Below are 21,586 nucleotides of genomic sequence, written 5' to 3'. Positions count from 1 at the left end.
GATATGCTCAGCGACCTAATACTGCTGAACTAATATATTTTGTCCGCCAGAGGAACGGCCGTAGAAAGACCCTACAGCCGACATTGAGATTTCCCATGCCTCCCTATCGCTCTCGCACCTCGACCCACGGCCGCAACATGGCCGGCGCCCGCGGCCTGTGGCGCGCCACCGGCATGAAGGACGAGGATTTCGGCAAGCCGATCATCGCCATTGCCAACAGCTTCACCCAGTTCGTCCCGGGCCACGTGCACCTGAAGGACCTGGGCCAGCTGGTCGCCCGCGAGATCGAGGCGGCCGGGGGCGTGGCCAAGGAATTCAACACCATCGCCGTCGACGACGGCATCGCCATGGGCCACGGCGGCATGCTCTATTCGCTGCCCAGCCGCGAACTGATCGCCGACGCGGTCGAGTACATGGTCAACGCCCACTGCGCCGACGCCATCGTCTGCATCTCCAACTGCGACAAGATCACCCCCGGCATGCTGATGGCCTCGATGCGCCTCAACATCCCGGTGGTCTTCGTCTCGGGCGGGCCGATGGAGGCCGGCAAGGTGCAGGTGAAGGGCGAGATCCGCGCCCTGGACCTGGTCGACGCCATGGTCGTGGCCGCCGACGACAAATATACCGACGAAGAAGTCACCGCGATCGAGAAGGCCGCATGCCCGACCTGCGGCTCGTGCTCGGGCATGTTCACCGCCAACTCGATGAACTGCCTGACCGAGGCCCTGGGCCTGTCGCTGCCCGGCAACGGCTCGGTCCTGGCCACCCATGCCGACCGCGAAGCCCTGTTCAAGGAAGCCGGCCGCCTGGTCGTCGACCTGTGCCAGCGCTGGTACGAGCAGGAAGACGCCACGGCCCTGCCGCGCGGCATCGCCACGCGGGCGGCGTTCGAGAACGCCATGAGCCTGGACATCGCCATGGGCGGCTCGACCAACACCGTGCTGCACTTGCTGGCCGCCGCCAGCGAGGGCGAAGTCGACTTCGGCATGGCCGATATCGATCGTCTTTCCCGCAAGGTGCCGTGCCTGTCCAAGGTCGCGCCCGCCAAGAGCGACGTGCATATGGAAGACGTCCACCGCGCCGGCGGCGTCATGGCCATCCTGGGCGAGCTGGAACGCGGCGGTCTAATCGACACCAGCCAGCCCACCGTCCACGCCACGACCATGGCGGAAGCGTTGGCCCGCTGGGACATCGGCCGCACCAACAGCGCCACCGCCCACGAGTTCTTCCGCGCCGCGCCGGGCGGCAAGCCGACCCAGGTCGCCTTCAGCCAGGCCGCCCGCTGGGAGAACCTGGACCTGGACCGCGAGAAGGGCGTCATTCGTTCGGTCGAGCACCCGTTCTCGAAGGACGGCGGTCTGGCCGTGCTGTTCGGCAACCTGGCCCCCGAGGGCTGCATCGTGAAGACGGCCGGGGTCGACGAGTCGATCCTGACCTTCCGGGGCACGGCCCGCGTGTTCGAGAGCCAGGAGACCGCCGTCAGCGGCATCCTGGGCGGCCAGGTCAAGGCCGGCGAGGTCGTGGTGATCCGCTACGAAGGCCCCAAGGGTGGCCCGGGCATGCAGGAGATGCTGTACCCGACCACCTATCTGAAATCGAAGGGCCTGGGCGCGGCTTGCGCCCTGATCACCGACGGCCGCTTCTCGGGCGGCACCTCGGGCCTGTCGATCGGCCACGTCTCGCCGGAAGCCGGCGAGGGCGGCCTGATCGCCCTGGTCGAGACCGGCGACAGCATCCTGATCGACATCCCCAACCGGGGCATCACGCTGGAAGTCTCGGACGAGGTGCTCGCCGAGCGCCGGGCGGCCGAACTGGCGCGCGGCAAGGACGCCTGGAAGCCCAAGGATCGCCAGCGCGTGGTTTCGCCCGCCCTGCGCGCCTACGCCGCCATGACCACCAACGCCGCCCGCGGCGCGGTCCGCGACGTCAGCCAGGTCGAGCGCGGCTAGTCCCAGGACGGTAGGCCGCCACGTCGATGTCGTGGCGGTCCAGCTTGTCGTAGAAGGTCTTGCGCGGAATGCGCAGGACCTCCAGCGCCTTGCGCACGTCGCCGTCGCAGCCGGCCAGGGCCTCGCGGATCACATGGGCCTCGTAGGTCGCCACGCGCTCGGGCAGGGGCGGCAGCTCCTCAGGCGCGCCGGTCGAGGTCTGGTCGGCCAGACCCAGGGCCACGCGCTGGGCATAGTGGCCAAGCTCGCGCACATTGCCGGGCCAGTCGTGATTGTGCAGCCGCCAGCGCACCTGGTCGTCGACGACCGGCGGCGGGCCGTCCAGCCGTTCGCAGGCCCGCGCCAGGAAGTGGGCGAACAGCAGCGGCACGTCCTCGCGGCGCTCGCGCAGCGGCGGGATACGGATGCGCACGACGTCCAGGCGGTGGAACAGGTCCTGGCGGAAGGTCCCGGCCGTCACGGCGTCGGCCAGGTTGCCCTTGGCGGCGGCCACGACGCGCAGGTCGAGGGTCTGGGCGCGGTTGGAGCCCAGGGGCGTGACCTCGCGCTCCTCCAGGACCCGGAGGAACTTGCCTTGAGCTTCCGGCGCCAAGGTCTCGATTTCATCCAGGAAAAGCGTGCCGCGGTCGGCCTGCTGGATACGGCCCGTGCGCTGGCGCACCGCGCCGCTGAACGCGCCCAGCTCGTGGCCGAACAGCTCGCTATCCAGCGCGCCGGCGGGCAAGGCGGCGCAGTCGACGGCGACGAACTCGCGGTCCCGACGCCGGCCCCAGGCGTGCAGGGCGCGGGCGGCCAGCTCCTTGCCGACCCCGGTCTCGCCCTCCAGCAGCACGTCGACATCGGCGCTGGCGAGTTGGCGCAGGGTGGCGCGCAGGCGCTCCATGACGGGAGTCTGGCCGATCAGCGGCCAGTCGCCCTGGGCCTGGGCGGCCAGGCTGCGCAGTTCACGGTTCTCCAGCACCAGCCGGCGCTTCTCGATGGCGCGGCGCACGCTGCTGACCAGGCGCTCGGGGGCGTAGGGCTTGGCGACGAAGTCGTAGACGCCGTCGTGCAGGGCCTCGACGGCCTCGGTGACGTCGGCGTGGCCGGTGATCAGGATGACGGGCAGGTCGGCGTCCTGCTCCTTGAGGCGGCGAAACAGCTGGCGGCCGTCCATGCGCGGCATGCGGATGTCGCTGATCACCACGCCGGGAAAGTCTGCCGGCACGGCGGCGACCGCGGCCTCGGCCGACGCGAAGGCCAGCACTTCGAACCCCGCCAGCTGCAGGGTCTGGACGTTGGCGTCGCGCAGGACGTCGTCGTCGTCGATGAAGGCCACCTGGTTCACGGAAACGGGCATTACGAACGCGCCTTGGGCAGGGACATGAGGAAGCGGGCGCCGCCGGGGCCAGCCTCCAGGGAAAGCTCGCCGCCAAACTCGGCGACGATGTCGCGGCTGATCACCAGGCCCAATCCGAGGCCTCGGGGCTTGGTGGTCGCGAACGGGGTGAACAGGGTCTTGGCCGCCTCGGGGGCGACGCCGGGGCCGTTGTCGGCGACCAGGATCCGCACCTGCGAGCGCTTGACCGAGACCTGGACGCGGATCTCGGGATCGGCGTGGCCGTCAAGCGCCTCCAGGGCATTCTGGAGCAGGTTGACCAGCACCTGTTCCAGGCGGAAGCGTTCGGCCATGACGCGGGCGGCCTCGTCGGCCTCGTCGCGGATCACGCGCACGCCCTGCTGGCGCAGGCGCGGGCCGACCAGCAGCAGGGCGCCGTCGACGGCCTCGCGCAAGGCCACCGGCGCGGCCGGGGCGCTGGACTTGCGGGCGAAGGCCCGCAGTTCGTCGGTGATCAGGCCGATGCGTTCGGTGAGGCCGGAGATGAGGCCCAGATTGGCCTTGGCGGTCTTGTCGTCGGACCGGTCCAGGAAGGCGGCGGCGTTGTCGGCATAGGCGCGGATGGCGGCCACCGGCTGGTTGATCTCGTGCGCTACGCCGGCGGCGATCTGGCCCAGGGTGGCCAGCTTGTTGGACTGGACCAGCTCGTCCTGCATGACGTGGACATGGGCCTCGACGCGGCGGCGCTCTTCGATCTCGACGGTCAGGCGCTGGTTGGTCTGGCGCAGCTCGGCGGTGCGCTCCTGGACGCGGGCTTCCAGCTCCAGGCGGGCGGCCTCCTGGCGGGCGGCGCGAACGGTGGCCTGGCCACGCCAGCGCAGCAGGGCGGCGGCGACGGCGCAGGTCGCCAGGCCCGCAAGCAGGGCGATGGCGCGGGCGCCGCTGATGGCCGTGCGCAAGGCCGCGCCGACCGGCGTCAGGGTATAGACCGTCCAGCCCACGGCCCCCAGGTCGGCGCTCGCGGCCATGTAGCGGTTCTCGCCCTGATCGGGCGGCGAGATGCTGGTCAGGGTCGGGGCGTGGCCGGCGACGGGCAGGGGCGAGGCCTTCAGCACCTCGAACGGCGCGTCGCCAAAGCGGTGCTCGGCGCGCAGGCGTTGCTGCTCGGGCCGGGGCAGGGGATTGAGCGTCGAGAACCGCCAGGCCGGGACCGAGGTCACCAGGATCACGCCGCGCGGGTCGGCGGCGAAGGCGGGCTCGGCGGCGGACCACTCGGCCTCCAGCGCCTCGAACTCGACCTTCACGACCACCACGCCCAGCAGGCCTTGAGGGCCTTCGACGCGGCGGGACATGAACAGGCCCGGACGGCGGCTGACCGTGCCTAGGGCGAAGAGCTCGGCGGCGCCGTCGGCCTTGGCCTCCTTGAAGTAAGGGCGGAAGCTGTAGTCGGAGCCCACGAAGCTGGTCGGCTCGCGCCAGTTGCTGGCGGCGATGGTCATGCCCCTGGCGTTCAGGACATAGATCACCGCCGCACTGGTGCCGCCGCTCAGGGTCTCCAGCTTGCGGTTCATGGCGGCCAGGCCCTGCGGGTCGCCCGAGCGCAGCACCTCGGCGACGTCGGGGTCCTGGGCCAGGATGAAAGGCAGCGAGCGGTGCTTGGCCAGCTCGCTGCGCAGGACGGCCGCGTGCAGGGTGGCCGAGGCCTGGGCCTGGCGGGACAGGTCGACCGTGGCGCGCCGCTCGGCCACCGCGCCCGCGAAGCCGACAACGGCCGCCAGCAGGATCGCGCTGACCACGACGAACATCAGCCAGCGACGGGCGATTGGGTCGGCCAGATTCGGCAGGGGCGGGGTCTTCACGGAAGCGTTTCCAGGGTTTGTGCGGATTTTCGCACAAAATGCGCGGCGGGCGTGGGGTTTTTCGCCGACCCGGTAGCGGTCCCTAAAAGGCGGGTGGTGAAAAACTCTAGATAAATCAACGATAAGGCGCTTTTCTTGAGGCCGCTTGCGCGGGGTCCTTCCGCCTAGGATCGTCTATCCAAGCGTCTCGGCAAAGGGGCGCGGGGTGGAAACGGGGCCTTCGGGCCAGGCCAAGAGGCGACAGTGCAGACGATCCAACCGGCCGTTCCGGAGCGCTCCAAGCCGTTCTATCGTCACCTGTATTTCCAGGTGCTGGTCGCCATCGCCCTGGGCGGCGCGATCGGTCACTACTATCCCGAGATGGGCCAGTCGCTGAAGCCGCTGGGCGACGCCTTCATCAAGCTGGTGAAGATGGTCATCGCCCCGGTGATCTTCCTGACCGTGGTCACCGGCATCGCCGGCATGCGCGACCTGGAGAAGGTCGGCCGCGTGGCGATCAAGGCGCTGCTTTACTTCCTCGTCTTCTCGACCCTGGCCCTGATCGTGGGCCTGATCGTCGCCAATGTCGTCCAGCCGGGCGCGGGCATGAACATCGACCCGGCCACGCTGAAGGCCGGCAAGGTCGCCGAATACGCCGCCAAGGCCCACGATCAGAGCATCGTCGGCTTCCTGATGAACGTCATTCCCAACACCGTGGTCGGGGCCTTCGCCGAGGGCGAGATCCTGCAGGTGCTGCTGATCTCGATCCTGTTTGGCCTGTCGCTGACCCTGGTCGGCGAGCCGGGCAAGCCGGTGGTCGACCTTCTGGAGCTGGTGGCCCAGGCCTTCTTCAAGTTCGTGCACATCGTGATGAAGGCCGCCCCGATCGGGGCCTTCGGGGCCTTCGCCTTCACGATCGGCAAGTACGGCATCCACTCGGTCGCCAACCTGGCCCTGCTGGTCGGCACCTTCTACCTGACCTCGGCGCTGTTCGTGATCGTGGTGCTGGGCGCTGTCGGCCTGGCCAACGGCTTCTCGATCTTCAGCCTGATCCGCTATCTCAAAGCCGAACTGCTGCTGGTGCTGGGCACCAGCTCGTCGGAAGCCGCGCTGCCCAGCCTGATCGAAAAGCTGGAAAAGGCCGGTTGCCCGAAGTCGGTCGTCGGCCTGGTGGTCCCGCTGGGCTATTCGTTCAACCTCGACGGCACCAACATCTACATGACCCTGGCGGCGCTGTTCATCGCCCAGGCCACCGGCGTGCACCTGTCGTGGGAAGAGCAGGCGCTGCTGCTGGGCGTGGCCATGCTGAGCAGCAAGGGCGCGGCTGGCGTCACCGGCGCCGGCTTCATCACCCTGGCCGCGACCCTGTCGGTCGTGCCTTCGGTCCCGGTGGCCGGCATGGCCCTGATCCTGGGCGTCGATCGCTTCATGTCCGAGTGCCGGGCCCTGACCAACTTCACCGGCAATGCGGTGGCGGCGATCGTCGTCTCGCGCTGGGAGAAGGGCCTGGATGTCGCCGCCTTCAAGTCGGCCCTGAACCCGAAGAAACACCCGCCGGCAGCCCCCGGCGGTCCCGTCCCGGAGGCCGCGCGTCCCTAAGCGGCGCGCGCATCCGATCCACTGATCCGAGAACAAGAAAACACTGGGGAGCTAAACGTGACTTACCAGACCTACCGCCGCCATCTCGTCCGGGGCGCCGCCCTGGCCGTCCTGCTGACCGCCACCGGCGCCATGGCCCAAGAGGCCGCCGACGCCAACACCAAGGTCGAAGAGATCGTCGTCGTCGGCAGCCAGATCAAGGGCGCCAAGACCACGGCCGCCCTGCCGGTCACCGTGCTGGACAACAACCAGATCGCCGCCACCGGCGCGGTCTCGGGCGATGACCTGTTCCGCTCGATCCCGGCGATGGGCGATGTCTTCATCAACCCCAGCAACGCGGCGCAAACCAGCAACTCGACGCGCGGCGACGTCAACTCGATCAACCTGCGCAGCCTGGGCGTCGGCAACACCCTGGTGCTGCTGAACGGCCGCCGCCTGGTGTCGCACCCGACCAGCCAGTCGTCGGGCACCGTGCCGCTGCTGGGCTACAACGCCAACGCCATCCCGACCTCGAACCTGGAGCGCCTGGAAGTGCTGCGCGACGGCGCCGCGGCCATCTATGGCGCCGACGCGGTGGCCGGCGTGGTCAACACCGTGCTGCAGAGCGACTTCGACGGCCTGACCGTCGACGCCCAGTACGGCTGGGCCGAGGGCACGCACCGCAAGGAATACTCCAGCAACATCTTCGCCGGCCGCAACTTCGCCGAAGGTCGGGGCAACATCTCGCTGAACGGCAACTTCACCTGGCGCACGGCCCAGCGTCCCAGCGACCGGCCCTATACCGCGACGCAAGACCTGCGCTCGCTGTTCGCCGCCTATCCGGAGTATGCGAGCAGCGCCGCCCCGGATAACCGCGGCAACCAGAACTCGTTCGCCAACTTCACGGTGTTCGGCGGTCCCGGCGTGATCCGCCAGGGCACGACGGCCCTGACCTCGGCGGCCGGCGCGACCCACGTGCAGCCCAACACCATCGCCGGCTGCGCCACCCAGATCGGCAACGGCCTGTGCCTGGGCACCGGCAACCTGGCGACCGGCAGCACCGCCAACGCCTATCGCTACAACGCCGTGCAGAACGACGCGACGACCGTCGCGCCGGAGATCGAGCGCCAGAACCTGTTCCTGAACGGGCACTACGACATCAGCGACACGCTGACGGCCTACGGCGAAGTCGGCTTCTACCATGCCACGTCGGAAGGCCTGACGACCCAGGGCACCAGCCTGGTGGCCATCGGCGTGCCGGCCAGCAACTACTGGAACCCCTTCGGTCCGGTGACCTTCGCCAACGGCCAGGCCAACCCTAACCGCCTGCCGAACCTGACCAACGTGCCGGCCGCCGGCCTGCCGGTGACCTTCACCAACTACCGCTTCAACGACCTGGGCCCGAGCAAGGTCGAGGTCGAGAACTATCAGACCCGCTTCCTGGGCGGCCTGAAGGGCGAGAAGTGGGGCTGGAACTGGGACTCGGCGCTGCTGTACTCCAAGGCCGACGCCAAGGACGAAAGCGACGGCATCGACAGCAAGAAGCTGGCCGCCTCGCTGGCTCTGTCGACCCCCGACGCCTACAACCCGTTCAACGGCGGCTGCCTGGACGGCACGGGCGGTCGTGACTGTACCCCTAGCTCGAAGGCCGCGCTGGACGCCATCCGCTTCCGCCTGAAGCGCCACTCGACCACCACCCTGACCCTGGCCGACTTCAAGGTTTCGAAGCCCGACCTGATCAACATCTGGGGCGGTCCGGTCGGCGTCGCCGCCGGTGTCGAGTTCCGTCACGAGACCCAGCAGGACCGCCGCGACCCGCAGCTGGACGGCCGCACGCCGTTCACCGATCCGGTCACCGGCCTGACCAGCAACAGCAACGTCACCGGCGTCAACGACACGCCCAGCACCAAGGGGTCGCGCGATGTCGGCTCGGCATTCGTCGAGTTCGCCGTGCCGCTGATCTCGCCGGAGATGAACATCCCGCTGGTCCGCCGCATCGACCTGCAGCTGGCCGGTCGCTTCGAGAACTACAGCGACTTCGGCTCGGTCGCGAAGCCCAAGATCGCGTTCGCCTGGGACGTGGTCGACGGCGTCCGCTTCCGCGGTTCATGGCAGGAGGGCTTCCGCGCTCCGAACCTGGAGACGACCAACCCGTTCGCCTATTCGCGAACCAACACCGTCACCGACTACTACCGCTGCGAGGCCGACCTGCGCGCTGGCCGCATCTCGAACTTCTCGGCCTGTACCCGTGGCGTGGGCATCCGCTTCACCACGGCGGGCAACCCGAACCTGAAGGCCGAGGAGAGCGAGAGCTACTCGGTGGGCGTGGTTCTGCAGCCGACCTTCATTCCCGAGCAGTTCGGCCGCTTCACGGTCACCGTCGACCGGTGGCAGATCAAGCAGCAAGGCATCGTCGGCACCCTGGGTTCGACCAACGCCGCCGTGCAGGACTATCTGTTCCGCGTCACCGGTTCGACGAACACCAACGTCATCCGCGCCGCGCCGACGGCTGACGACAACGCCTTCTTCAACGGCACGGGCCTGGCGCCGGTCGGCCAGATCCTGGAGATCCGGGACCAGTTCAAGAACCTGCAGCCCCAGACCGTCAGCGGCATCGACTTCGGCCTGAACTGGACCCTGCGCACCGAAAACGCGGGCCGCTTCAGCGCCAATATCGACGGCACCTACATGGACAAGTTCTCGCAGGAGCTTGCCCCGCCGATCGCCGACCTGTTCGCCGCTCGCGACGCCGGCACGATCAACCGCGCCACCCCGCTGACCGATCCGGGCGATCTGCTCAAGCGCGGCGGCAAGCCGAAGTGGAAGTGGAGCGGCACGGGCACCTGGCGCGGCGGTCCGGTCCAGATCGGCGCTTCGGTGATCTACACCGGCGCGGTGCTGGATACCGACCTGCTGTCGACGGTGGGCGAGCCCTGGCGCGTCAAGCCGCTGACCACGGTCAACCTGTACGCTCAGTATCGCTTCGAGCAGAAGGGTTGGGCCAACGACACCCGCATCCGGGTGGGCGCGCGCAACATCTTCGACAAGGATCCGCCGCTGTCGTCGGCCGGCTTCATCGGCTCGCTCTACAACCCCTATGCCCGCTACTGGTACATGAGCGTCAGCAAGTCGTTCTGACGTTCATCCCGGCCGGCCGCTCTCCATCCTCCCCCATCTTTTCTGGGAGAGGGAGCGGCCGGTCCCTCTACGTTTCGCGTGATGAGGTCTCAGGTGAAGAAGCTTTCCTCCGCCGTCCTGGGTTTCACCCTGGCCCTGGCCGCGACCGCCGCCCATGCGCAAGCGCCCAAGGAGAAGACCTGTCCCGAAGGCCTGCCGGCCGAGACCAAGTGCCTGGCCGGCCAGGACCAGAACGGCGCCTACTACTGGATCGCCATTCCCAAGGCCTGGAACGGGACGCTGGTATTGCATACCCACGGCGGCCCGCGCCTGAAGACGCCCAAGCCCGACGACGCGGTCGAGGACCTGCAGCGCTTCGCCGTCACCGTGGCCGAGGGTTATGCCTGGGCCGGCTCGAACTATCGCCGCGAAGGCTATGGCGTCCGTTCGGCCGCCGAGGACAGCGACAACTTGCGCAAGCTGTTCTGGGACACCTACGGGCGGCCCAAGCGCACGATCCTGCACGGCCAGTCTTGGGGCGGCAATGTCGCGGCCAAGACCGCCGAGCTGTACGGCAAGGACGCCGACGGCAAGCTGGTCTATGACGGCGTGATCCTGACCAGCGGCGTTGTCTCGGGCGGCACGCGCGCCTACGACTTCCGCGCCGACCTGCGGGCCGTCTACCAGTTCTATTGCGGCAACCACCCGGCCAAGGACGAGGTCCAGTACCCGCTGTGGCAGGGCCAGCCGGTCGGCTCGAAACTGACCAACAAGCAGCTGGATCAGCGCCTGGACGCCTGCACCGGCGTCAACCGTCCCGCCGGTGAGCGCACGGCCCAGCAGCAGCGCAATCTGAAGAACATCCTGGCGGTCACCCGCATCCCTGAGCGCACCCTGGACAGCCACCTGGGCTGGGCGACCTTCACCTTCGCCGACATGGTCAACAAGCGGCTGGGCGGCAAGAACCCCTTCACGAACGTCGGCGTGACCTACAAGGGCTCGGACGACGACAAGGCCCTGAATAAGGGTGTGCCGCGCTTCGCCGCCGATCCCGAGGGCGTGCGCGGCCTGGCCGACGACAGCGACCTGACCGGCAAACTGCTGGTCCCGACCCTGACCATGCACGCCATCGACGACCCGACGGCCTTTGTCGAGCTGGAGCAGGTCTTCCGCGACACCGTCGCCAAGGCCGGCAAGAGCAACCTGCTCGTCCAGTCGTTCACCGACGAGCACGAACACTCCAAGCTGGCCACGCCCGAATATGCCGCTCTGCTGCGGGCCATGGACGCCTGGATCGGGCAGGGGACCAAGCCCAGCCCGGCGACCCTGGCCGCCGGCTGCGCCGAGGCGGTGACGACCTATGGCGAGGCCTGCCACTTCCAGGTCGACTACAAGGTTCCCGACCTCTCGACCCGCAGCTATCCGCGCAAGAAGCCCGGCCTGAAATGATCGCTCGCCTGGTCGCGGTCCTGGCGCTGCTGGCCGGCCCCGCGCTGGCCCAGCCGACCGCGACGATCGAGAGCGGCGCCCTGCGCGGCGTGGTCCGCGAGGGCGTCGAGCAGTTCCTGAATGTGCCCTATGCCGCGCCGCCAGTGGGACCTCTGCGCTGGGCCGCGCCGCAGCCTGCGAAGGCCTGGATCGGAGAACGTGACGAAAACGTCGCATATGTGCGTTGCCCGCAAACAGCGACCGCCGACACCCCGCGCTCCGAGCTCGAGGACTGCCTGGTCCTGAACGTCTATCGCCCCACGACAGCGGCGAAGCTGCCACGCGCGGTGTTCCTGTACGTCCACGGCGGCGGCGCGACGAACGGGGCAGGGATCGACCACGACGGCGCGGCCCTGGCCGCTCGCGGCGACATCGTGGTGGTGACGATCAACTATCGCCTGGGCGCGCTGGGGTTTCTCAACCATCCGAGCCTGGGGCAGGGGAACTACGCCCTGCAGGACGTCGAGGCCGCTCTGCGCTGGACGGCGAGGAACATCGCCGCGTTCGGCGGCGATCCCGCCAAGGTCACCATCGGCGGCGAGTCCGCTGGCGGCACGGTGCTGTGCCCGTTGCTGACCTCGGCTAGCGCCAAGGGCCTCTTCCGCGCCGCGATCATCTCCAGCGACGACTGCCTGCACGACGTCGATCTGCTGGCCGCCAGCCTGGCGCGGGGGGAAGGGGTCATGGCCCGGGCTGGCTGCGCCGACGCCGCCTGCTTGCGCGCCCTCCCGGCCGGGCGGATCGTCGACATCGGCGGCTTCGCGGCCCCGGTGGTGGAGGCGACGGCCTTCGATCGGATGGCGCGCGGTGACTGGAACCCCGTATCGGTGCTGATCGGCGCCAATCGCGATGAGGGCCGCATCGCTGGCCCGGCCTATCTCGCCTTCGACAAGGCCGCCTACGCCGCCTGGCTGCGCAAACTGGTCCCGGAGGCTTTCGCCCGGCGGATCGAGCAGGCCTACCCCGTCGAGAAGCCAGGGCTGGAGGCCGCCTATGCGGTCAGCGCGGTGATGACCGACAGCGGCATGCGGGGCTTCGGCGGTTGCACCAGCCTAGCCGTGGCGGAAGCCATGTCGAAAGCCGCGCCCGTCTACTATTACCAGTTCGAGGATCCGGACCCGCCGTTCGACATCCGCGACGACGGCTACCGGTTTGGAGCCGCCCACAGCGCCGAGCTGACCTATCTCTGGCCGGGCGGGGTCTTCGCCCGTCGCGCGGCGCGGCTGACGCCGGATCAGCGCCGGCTGTCGGATCGCATGATCGCCTACTGGAGGGCCTTCGTGCGCGACAGCGATCCTGGCGGCGGCTGGCCTCGGATGAAGCCGAAGGACGGCAAGCTGCTGGCCTTGAGGGCCGGGGACAAGGACGCGGCGATGACCCGCCAAGCCTTTGCCCGCGAGCACCGCTGCGCGCTGTGGTCGGATCAGCCCTGGATCATGTCCCGCGGCTAGGCCGCCGCAGAGAGACCGGCCGCCAGCAGCGGCTGCAGGGCCAGCAAGGCCTGGGTGCGGTTCTGGACGCCCAGCTTGCGGAAGATGGCCGTCAGGTGGGCCTTAATGGCCGCTTCGGAGACGTTGAAATCGGCGGGAACTTGTTTGTTCAGGCGACCGTCGGCGATGTGCAGGAGCACTTTCAGCTGGGTCGAGGTCAGGCCCTCCAGCCGCTTGCGCATGGCTGCCAGGTCGTGGTGGGCCAGGTTCGAGCCGTTCAGCTTGGGGAACATGCGCCCGCCCGCCGCGACCTGGGTAAGGCAGTCGGCCAGTTCGGCCATGCCGGCTGACTTGTGGAGAAAGGCGGCCGCGCCCAAGGCGTTGCTGTGGCTGACGATCTGGTCGTCATCGCGCGAGGCGAACACGACGACCGGCGCGTGCGGCAGGCGCTGCTGTACGGTGACCAGGGCCGACAGACCACTGGCGCCGGAGAGGCACGGGTCCATGATCACAAGGTCGATGGTCGCGCCGAACCGGCAGGCGCTCTCAAGCGCGGAAATGTCCCCGACCTCGATGGTGTGGACCTTGGGCCAGACCGCCAGGGCGACCCTTCGGAGGGCCTCCAGCATCAGCGGATGGCTGTCTATCAGTAGGACCCGCTTCACGCGCGTCTCCGCAAATCGCAGTAATTGCGACGACCATGCAGGCGCAACGCATCCGTGTCCTCGCGCCAAGTGTCGCATCGGGATGACGCCGTTCGGCGATTCGAGCTCTGCAACAGAATCGCAAGCCCGTGGTCGGCAAGGGATTTTGCTATTTTTCAAGAGCTTGAGCTTGAGCGCTTTTTGCGAAAACGATTGCGACGGGACGTCGCAGGGTTGTGGCGGCGCGATGGATCAAAGATCGCGATACGCATTTTCAGGCGAGTGAAAAGCGACGGCTCGCACTAGACGATAGTCTATGAGTTGGCCGTCTGTTCTCATTCGGTAAGGTCTGATTAGCCGTCTGGGCGCGGTTGTAGGGGTCCGATTTTCATTCTCGTGACCCACGCCGACCGATGTTCCGCCTGCACACCCTGTTCGCCAACCGACGCACCGCCCTGAGCGGCGCGGTCGTCTGCGCGCTGGTGTCGGCGGGGTGTGCGGCGGTTCCGGTCCTGGCCCGGGCGCAGACCATGACGCCGGCCGGCACGATGATCGACAACGTCGCGGCCCTGGGTTTCACGGATCAGAAGACCGGTCCGGTCACGCTGCCGTCCAACAAGGTCTCCCTTCAGGTACAGGAGATCGTCGACGTCTCCGTCGAGACCCTGACCCCCGAGGTGGAGGTCGAGCCCGACACCCACAACCAGCGCCTGGCCTTCCGGATCCGCAACCTGGGCAACGGTTTCCAGACCTTCGACCTGTCGCTGTCCGCGCTGGCGGGTGACGACTTTGATCCGCACAGCTGCAGCATCATCGTCGACTGGGACGGCGACGGCCAGCTGGACATGACGCGCGACAAGGTCTCGAACGTCACGCCCGAGCTGGCGCCCGGCCAGGCCGTGGTGGTCTGGGTTTCGTGCAGCATTCCGGCCGGCATGGCGCACGGCGCCCTCGCGCGCATGATGTTGCGCGCCTCGCCGTCGGTTCTGCGCAACGGAACAACCGGCGCGGTCGGCAATGGCGGGACGTATGTCGTCATGGGTCCGAACCTGCGCGGCGGCGGCGGCTCAGGCGGCGGCGCAGGCGGCGGCGCAGGCGGCGGGACGGGCAACGGCGGCGGCAACGGCGGCGGCAACGGCAGCGGTACGGACGGCGGGACCCCGCCCACGCTCACCACCTTCGCGACCTTCAAGGTCGGTCAGGTCAATGCCCAGCTGATCAAGACCCAGACGGTCGTGGACGTCGCTGGCGGCTCGCGCGCCGCGCCCGGCTCGATCGTCACCTACAGCCTGGAAGCCAAGTTCGGCATCGGCGCCAACGCCCGCAACGTGAAGATCTCCGACGCCATTCCGGCTGGCTCGACCTACGTGCCCGGCAGCCTGACCGCTGACGGCGCGGCCCTGACCGACGCCGAGGACGGCGACGCCGGCCGCTTCGCGGGCGGCAGCGTCGAGGTCGCCCTGGGCGATGTCGAGGCCCGGACCAGCCGCACCGTCACCTTCAAAGTTCGTATCGACCCCCTGGGGAGCTCTCAATGACCAAGACCCTTTTGCTGGCCCTGGCGGCCGTGGGCCTGCTGGCCCACGCCCCCGCGCGCGCCGGGGAGGCCAGCCTGACCTCCGCCGTGTTCAAGGAGGTCGAGACCCGTGGGGCCGACGGCCGCCCGACCATGGCGCTCAAGCCCGCCGCGCGCGTCACGCCCGGCGATCAGGTCGTCTATGTCCTGACCTATCGCAATGGCGGCGAGAAGCCGGCCGAGGGCGTGGTCATCACCAATCCCCTGGCGGAGAACCTGGTCTATGCCGGCCCGGTCGACGCCCAGCCGCCCCTGGTCTCGGTCGATGGCCAGACCTTCGGCCCCCTGGCTTCGCTGACCAAGACCAGCGCCGGCGTCGCGACCAAGGCCGTCGCCGCTGACGTCACCACCCTTCGCTGGACGCTCGCCCAGCCCGTCCCGGCGGGCGCCGAGGTCCGTCTGTCGTTCCGCGCGCGCCTGAAGTGACGCGCCAGCCCCCTTTGAAGAGGAAAATTCCCGTGAAGAACTCATGCCGTAGATTTTGGCTGGCGGGCGCTTCGGCGATCGCGGCTGGTCTGTGGGGCCAGGCGGCCCTGGCGGCGACCGGCACCCAGGCCGGCGTCAGCGTCAACAACACCGCCTCGGTCTCCTACTCGGTTGGCGGTGTCAGCCAGACGCCGGTGTCGTCGAACAACGCCACCTTCGTGGTCGACCGGAAGGCCAATGTCATGGTCGCCGAGGTCGGCGGCACGGCCACCACCGTGAACTTCGGCCAGACCGATCGGGTTACGACCTTCACGGTGACCAACACGACCAACGCCATCCAGGATTTCCGCCTGTTCGCCACCAACATCGGCCTGGGCGGCACCACCCAGCTGGGTCACACCGACAATTTCGGCGTCACCAACATCCGGGTGTTCGTGGACGTCAATGGCAACGGCACGTACGACGCCGGCGCCGACACGGCCACCTATATCGACGAGCTGGCGCCGGACCAGACCAAGACGGTCTTCGTCGTCGTCGATGTCCCGGCCTCGGGCCCGGCCAGCGGCATTTCGGGCGTTCAGCTGACGGCCGTGGTCGCCACCGGCGGGACCGGCAGTTCGCTGGGCGCGGACCTGGTCCCGACCCTGCTGGCCGACGATCCCAGTCAGGTCGACATCGTCTTCGCCGACGGCGTCGGTTACGCCGACCTGCTGCGCGACGGCCGCTTCAGCGCCGGCGACGAATACGCCATCGCCGCCGCCACGGCCGAGGTGACCAAGTACGCCACGCTCATCAGCGACCCGCTGAATGGCAGCCTGTTGCCCAAGGCGATCCCGGGCGCGGTTGTCGAGTACTGCATCGCGGTCAAGAACATCGGGGCCCAGGCCCTGACGAGCGTGGGGATCACCGACAACATTCCGGCCAACACGACCTATGTCGCCAGCAGCACCTATGTCGGCGGCAGCTTCGCGCTTGGCGTCTGCGTGGCGGACGGGGCGCAGGCCACGGACGGCAACGTGTTCAACGGTACGCGCATCGCCACCTCGATCGCCAGCATCTCGGCTGGCGCGACGGTGACGACGCGCTTCCGCGTCACGCTGAACTAGCCCGCGCTTCGAGAGAAACGGTCCGACCGGGCGGCCTCGCGCCGTCCGGAACGACCCTTCACGCCCGCATGAAGTTCTTCGCCCGCATGAAACTGGTGCTGACAGGCCTGGCGATCGCCGCCGGGATCTGCGCGCCGGCGCATGCGCGGCAGGCGGCCGTCATCACCAACACCGCGCGCCTGAGCTTCGGCGGCGGGACGGTGACGACGGTCAATTCCAACACCACCACCCTGACCGTCACGGCCAGCAAGGCGCCGGCGATCAAGCTGCTGCGCCTGGCGATCGGCGCCGAAGGGACGGCGCGAGACGTCAGCACGACCCAGTGCCTGGTCGAGGGCAGGGGCTATGTCGCGCCGGACGTCTCCGGCAACAGCGCGTTCGACCCGAAGGCCGTCGCGCTGCGCCCGGCCAGCTCATTTCACGCCGGCGAACCCATCTTCATCCTGATCTCCGCGCCGGACGCCAATCGTAGCCAGGCGGCGCGGGACGAGATGGCGATCACCATCAAGACCTCCCAGGGCGACAAGGAGACGATCAAGGTCTGGGAGACTGGCCCCGATACAGGCCGGTTCCTGGGCTATATCCCGGTCACCGACAGCACGCCGACCAGCTTCGATTGCCAGATCTCGGCGCCGCGCGGCAACGCGCTGGACGTCACCGTGGCCGATCTCTACGACGGCACGTCGGCGACCGCCCAGGCGCTGATCGACCCCTACGGCTACGTCTTCGACTCCCGCACCGGCAAGGCGATCGACGGCGCGCGCGTCACGCTGGTCGACCAGATGACCGGCGCGCCGGCCAAGGTGTTCGGCGACGACGGCGTCAGCATCTATCCCTCGACGGTGATCAGCGGCCACGACGTCGTCGATAGTGGCGGAGCGGTCTATCAATTCGCGCCCGGAGAATATCGGTTCCCGCTGACGGCTTCGGGCCGATACGCGCTGTTTGTCGAACCTCCCGACGGATATTCCGCGCCGTCCTCGGCCACCGAAAAAGCCCTGGCCAAACTGACGGCGCCCGACGGTGGCGCGTTCAAGCTCTCGCCGGCCTCCTGGGGTGCGGCGTTCGATCTCGTTCAGGTGGACCCTCTGCAGGTCGACATCCCGCTGGACAGCGGCAAGCTGCCCGTCGTCGCGCGCCGCTTCGTTCAGGGCCTGTCGCTGGAGAAGTCGGCCTCGGTACAGAAGGGCACGTTCGGCGACCTGGTCGGCTACACCCTGTCGATCCGCAACCTGGGCTCGGCCCGGACGATCAATACGGTCGAGGCCAAGGACAGTCTGCCGCGCGGATTCCGATATGTGACGAATTCGTCGCGTCGTGACGGCGCGCCGATTCCGGACCCTCTGATCGGCCCGGATGGGCGAACCTTGACCTATGCCTTGGGAACGCTGGGACCGGCGGCGGCGACCAGGATCACCTATGTCGTCGCGATCGGCGCCGATGCCCCGGTCGGGATGGCGGTCAATCGCGCCATCGCCACAGGGGCGCTGGGGGCGAACAGCGGTGAGGCCGAAGCCAGGGTGCGCGTCGCGCCGCCGATGATGGCCGACGCCGGCACGATCGTGGGTCGCGTGACCGAGGGCGCCTGTGCCAAGCGCCGCGAGGACGGCCGTATCGGCGTGCCGGGTGTGCGCCTGGTGATGGAGGACGGGACCTACGTCGTCTCGGACCGCGACGGCCTGTTCCACTTCGAGGGCGTCAAGCCCGGCATGCACGTCGTGCAGCTGGACGCCGGCGCGCTGCCGGCGGGGCTGGAGGCGGTCGCCTGCGGCCGCGACACGCGCATCGCCGGCCGGGCCTTCTCGCAGTTCGTCGAGATCCGCGAAGGCGCGCTGCAACGCGTGGAGTTCCGCCTGCGCCGCGTGGCGACCGCCGCCGCAGCGCCAGCCGCCGTTGAGCCACCGCCCGAGGACGCCGCCCCGGGCGCGATCGACTGGTTCGCGGGCCAGGAGCTGGGTGAGGGCTTCGTGTTCCCGACCGAGGGCCACAACCCCGTCGCGCCGGCCATCCGCGTTGTGGTCAAGCACGGGCCGGGCGCTCGCGTGAACCTGACGATCAACGGCGCGCCGGTGGATCCGCTGGCGCGCGACGGCGTCGAGACCAGCGCCGACGGCTCCATGGCCGTCTCGATGTGGCGCGGCGTGCCGCTGGTCGAAGGCGCGAACCTGCTGGTCGCGACCATTACCAACGGCCGCGGCGACGTGGTTGCTGAGCTCAAGCGCGAGGTCGCCTACGCCAACACGCCGGCCAAGGCCGCCCTGGTCGCGGAGGCTTCGCGCCTGACCGCCGATGGTCTGGATGGTCCGGTCGTGGCCGTGCGCTTCACCGACCGTTTCGGTAACCCGGTGCGTCCCGGCACGATGGGGACTGTCGAAGTCGCCGAGCCCTATGCGCTCGCGCCCGATCCCCAGTCGGATCAACGCCTGGCGGGCGAAGCCGGACGTGGCTCGACCTGGCGCGTGACCGGCCAGGACGGCGTCGCCCTGATCACCCTGGCCCCGACCACCAAGGCCGGTTCGGCCGTGCTGCGCTTCAAGCTGCCGGGCCTGGACCAGGCCGCGCCGGCCGAGGTCCGCGCCTGGCTCAGCGCCGCGCGCCAGGACTGGATCGTCGTCGGCTTCGCGGCCGGTACCGCGGGCTACAACACCCTGTCTCGCCACAGCGCGCCGCTGGCCCGCAAGGACCGCGACAAGACCATGGTCGACGGCCAGTTGGCCTTCTACGCCAAGGGCCGGGTCCGGGGCTCGTGGCTGCTGACCATGGCCTATGACAGCAAGAGCTCGCCCGATCCCGAGCGCGGCCTGACCTACGGCATCGACCCGGACCGCTACTACACCGTCTATGGCGACGGCTCGGGCCAGGCCTACGACGCCGCCAGCCAGCGCAAGCTGTATGTCCGCCTGGAGCGCAAGGCCTTCTACGCCCTGTTCGGCGACTTCCAGACCGGCTTCGACGCCACCCGCCTGGGCCGTTCGGACCGCACGCTGAACGGCTTGAAGTTCGAGCGGCAGGGCAAGGTGGTCAGCGTCGCGGGCTTCGTGGCGCAGACCGAGCAGGACCACGTGCGCGACGAACTGCCGGGCTCGGGCCTGGCCAGCCTGTACCAGCTGTCGCGCCGGGACATCGTGCCCAACACCGAGACCGTCACCCTCGAGACCCGCGACCGCCTGCGGGCCGAGCGGGTGCTGAGCGCGCGCGCTATGACGCGCTATGTCGACTACGACATCGACTACACGACCGGCGCGCTGACCTTCCGCGACCCCATCGCCAGCCGTGACGCCGACCTGAATCCCAATGTCATCGTCGCCAACTACGAGATCCTGGGCAGCGGCGAAAAGAACACCGAGATCGGGACCCGCGTCGCCGCCAACCTGCTGAAGGGCAAGGCCCGCGCCGGCGTCACCTATCTGCACGGTCGCCCCGGTGCGGCTCAAAGCGACACCGACCTGGTCGCCGCCGACCTGACCCTGCGTCCGCGCGCCGACACCGAGGTGCGCCTGGAGGCCGCCACCAGCCAGTCGGTCCAGACCGGCCGCCAGGAAGCCTGGATCGCCGAGATCGAGCACCATTCGGCCCGCTTCGACGTGCTGGGCTATGCCCGCCAGGCCGGCAAGGCCTTTGGCCTCGGCCAGCAGAACCTGGCCGAGCTGGGCGCGCGCAAGGTCGGCGTCGACGGCAAGGCCCGCCTGACCCAGCGCCTGTCGCTGAACGTCTCGGCCTATCACGAAAGCTACCTGGACAGCGGCGACGTCCGCGACGTGGTCGACGCTCGCGTGGACTACCAACTGGACGCCCTGCGCCTGGGCGCGGGCGTGAAGTCGGCGCACGATACGCCCGAGAAGGGCGCGGCGGTCCGCTCGGACCTGCTGACCCTGACCGCCGGCCGCGACTTCCTGAACCGCAAGCTGCAGGTCACGGCGTCGTCGGACTTCGCCCTGGGCGACGCCGAGAGCCTGGACTTCCCGGTCCGCCGCCGCCTGGGCGCGACCTATGTGGTCAGTGAGCGCGTGCGTGTCCTGGCCAGCCGCGAGATCATCAAGGGCACGGGCTACAAGGCGGCCATCACGGGCGGCGGCGTCGAAGTCTCCCCCTGGAAAGGCGCGCGCCTGACCAGCGCCCTGAACCGCCAGGAACTGGCGGCCTTCGGCCCGCGCACCTATGCCCAGCTAGGTCTGGTCCAGAGCGTCCAGCTGAAGGGCGGCTGGACCTTGGACGCCTCGATCGACTCCGCCAGCACCCTGGCGGGCAAGGCGCCGGATCCCAACACCGTCGCCACGAAAGCGACGGGCGCGGCGCTGGCCACCGAAGACTACACCGCCGTCAGCCTGGGCGCGGCCTATCGCGCCGACATCTGGAGCTGGAACGGTCGCGTCGAGGCCCGGCGCGGCGACAAGACCGACAGCTGGGCGGTGCGCGGCGCCTATCTGCGCCAGCTGCGCGAGGGCGTCACCGCCGCCGTCACCGTCCGCGCCGACGAGACCAAGGCCAAAGACGGCGCCATCTCGCGCGGAGCCGAGGTCGCCGGTTCGCTGGCCTGGCGTCCGCTGGACAGCCGCTGGTCGGTGCTCGACAAGCTGGAGGTCCGCCGCGAGGAAGCTCACGGCATTGTCCAGGGGCAGGGGACCGCCGGCTACGGCGCCACCGCGCGGGGCGCGGGCGTCACCGGCAAGCTGATCAACAACCTGGCGGTCAATTTCGACAGTGATCGCGGCGACCACACGCCGGGCGCCGTGCAGGCCAGCCTCTATCACGGCGCCAAGCTGGTGCGCGCCCGTTTCGAGGGCGAGGCGCGGACCAATTTCGTGCAGGTCATCGGCGCCGAGGCGCGCTTCGACCTGACCCGCAAGATCGACCTGGGCGTGAACCTGTCGCTGCGCCACGCCGGCAGGATGGGCGGCACGGCCTACGCCATCGGTCCGTCGGTCGGGATCTCGCCGGCCGAGAACACCTGGATGAGCATCGGCTGGAACGCCGTCGGCTACCACGATCCCGACTTCGCCTCGGCCAACTACAGCCGCCAGGGCTTCTACGTCACGGCGCGGGTGAAGTTCGACCAGAACACCTTCGGCGGCCTGCTGGGCTCGCGCCGTTGAGCCAACGACAACAAGAGGAGACG

Annotated in this window: 12 protein-coding genes; 9 read left to right on the top strand and 3 right to left on the bottom strand. The window is 69.0% G+C overall.

Annotated features, from left to right (window positions below; genetic code table 11):
• The first annotated feature begins 95 nt into the window (after positions 1-95).
• Positions 96-1,949, top strand: a complete 1,854-nt coding sequence (gene ilvD, locus J7528_RS13385; protein ID WP_291875106.1) for a dihydroxy-acid dehydratase — start codon at positions 96-98, stop codon at positions 1,947-1,949.
• Here the strand turns inward: ilvD and J7528_RS13380 are convergent.
• Both J7528_RS13380 and J7528_RS13375 read right to left on the bottom strand, forming a co-directional pair.
• Positions 1,927-3,288, bottom strand: coding sequence for a sigma-54 dependent transcriptional regulator (locus J7528_RS13380; protein ID WP_291875103.1), 1,362 nt, complete (start codon positions 3,286-3,288; stop codon positions 1,927-1,929). The genes ilvD and J7528_RS13380 overlap by 23 nt on opposite strands.
• On the bottom strand, positions 3,288-5,126 hold the full coding sequence (locus J7528_RS13375; RefSeq protein WP_291875099.1) for an ATP-binding protein: 1,839 nt from the start codon (positions 5,124-5,126) through the stop codon (positions 3,288-3,290). The genes J7528_RS13380 and J7528_RS13375 overlap by 1 nt, the downstream gene beginning before the upstream one ends.
• A 243-nt stretch (positions 5,127-5,369) precedes the next feature.
• On the opposite strand from J7528_RS13375, the gene J7528_RS13370 reads away from it, so the two are divergent.
• From J7528_RS13370 to J7528_RS13355, 4 genes are all read left to right on the top strand, one after another.
• The gene (locus tag J7528_RS13370; protein WP_291875096.1) at positions 5,370-6,704 is read left to right on the top strand and encodes a dicarboxylate/amino acid:cation symporter; all 1,335 of its coding nucleotides are present in this window, start codon (positions 5,370-5,372) and stop codon (positions 6,702-6,704) included.
• 57 nt (positions 6,705-6,761) lie between these two features.
• Positions 6,762-9,821: a TonB-dependent receptor gene (locus tag J7528_RS13365; protein WP_291875094.1), complete on the top strand. Its 3,060-nt coding sequence runs from the start codon at positions 6,762-6,764 to the stop codon at positions 9,819-9,821.
• Between the two features lie 93 nt (positions 9,822-9,914).
• The gene (locus J7528_RS13360) at positions 9,915-11,249 is read left to right on the top strand and encodes a hypothetical protein (RefSeq protein WP_291875092.1); all 1,335 of its coding nucleotides are present in this window, start codon (positions 9,915-9,917) and stop codon (positions 11,247-11,249) included.
• Positions 11,246-12,739, top strand: a complete 1,494-nt coding sequence (locus J7528_RS13355; protein WP_291875089.1) for a carboxylesterase family protein — start codon at positions 11,246-11,248, stop codon at positions 12,737-12,739. The genes J7528_RS13360 and J7528_RS13355 overlap by 4 nt, the downstream gene beginning before the upstream one ends.
• Here the strand turns inward: J7528_RS13355 and J7528_RS13350 are convergent.
• Complete coding sequence (locus J7528_RS13350) at positions 12,736-13,383, bottom strand: response regulator transcription factor (RefSeq protein ID WP_291875086.1); 648 nt, start codon at positions 13,381-13,383, stop codon at positions 12,736-12,738. The two genes, J7528_RS13355 and J7528_RS13350, sit on opposite strands and share 4 nt — an antisense overlap.
• A 392-nt stretch (positions 13,384-13,775) precedes the next feature.
• On the opposite strand from J7528_RS13350, the gene J7528_RS13345 reads away from it, so the two are divergent.
• The 4 genes from J7528_RS13345 to J7528_RS13330 all read left to right on the top strand — a co-directional run bounded on the left by J7528_RS13345 (position 13,776) and on the right by J7528_RS13330 (position 21,563).
• Complete coding sequence (locus tag J7528_RS13345; RefSeq protein WP_291875084.1) at positions 13,776-14,900, top strand: DUF11 domain-containing protein; 1,125 nt, start codon at positions 13,776-13,778, stop codon at positions 14,898-14,900.
• Positions 14,897-15,364 carry a hypothetical protein gene (locus J7528_RS13340; protein ID WP_291875081.1) on the top strand — a complete coding sequence of 156 codons (468 nt, stop codon included), beginning with the start codon at positions 14,897-14,899 and terminating at the stop codon, positions 15,362-15,364. The genes J7528_RS13345 and J7528_RS13340 overlap by 4 nt, the downstream gene beginning before the upstream one ends.
• A gap of 32 nt (positions 15,365-15,396) precedes the next feature.
• Positions 15,397-16,470, top strand: coding sequence for a hypothetical protein (locus J7528_RS13335; protein ID WP_291875079.1), 1,074 nt, complete (start codon positions 15,397-15,399; stop codon positions 16,468-16,470).
• 68 nt (positions 16,471-16,538) lie between these two features.
• Positions 16,539-21,563, top strand: coding sequence for a hypothetical protein (locus tag J7528_RS13330; RefSeq protein ID WP_291875076.1), 5,025 nt, complete (start codon positions 16,539-16,541; stop codon positions 21,561-21,563).
• Positions 21,564-21,586 lie beyond the last annotated feature (23 nt).

The sequence above is a fragment of the Caulobacter sp. genome (genome assembly GCF_017744445.1).
In the GTDB taxonomy this organism is placed as follows: domain Bacteria; phylum Pseudomonadota; class Alphaproteobacteria; order Caulobacterales; family Caulobacteraceae; genus Caulobacter.
This window is presented reverse-complemented; position numbering and strand designations above follow the sequence as displayed.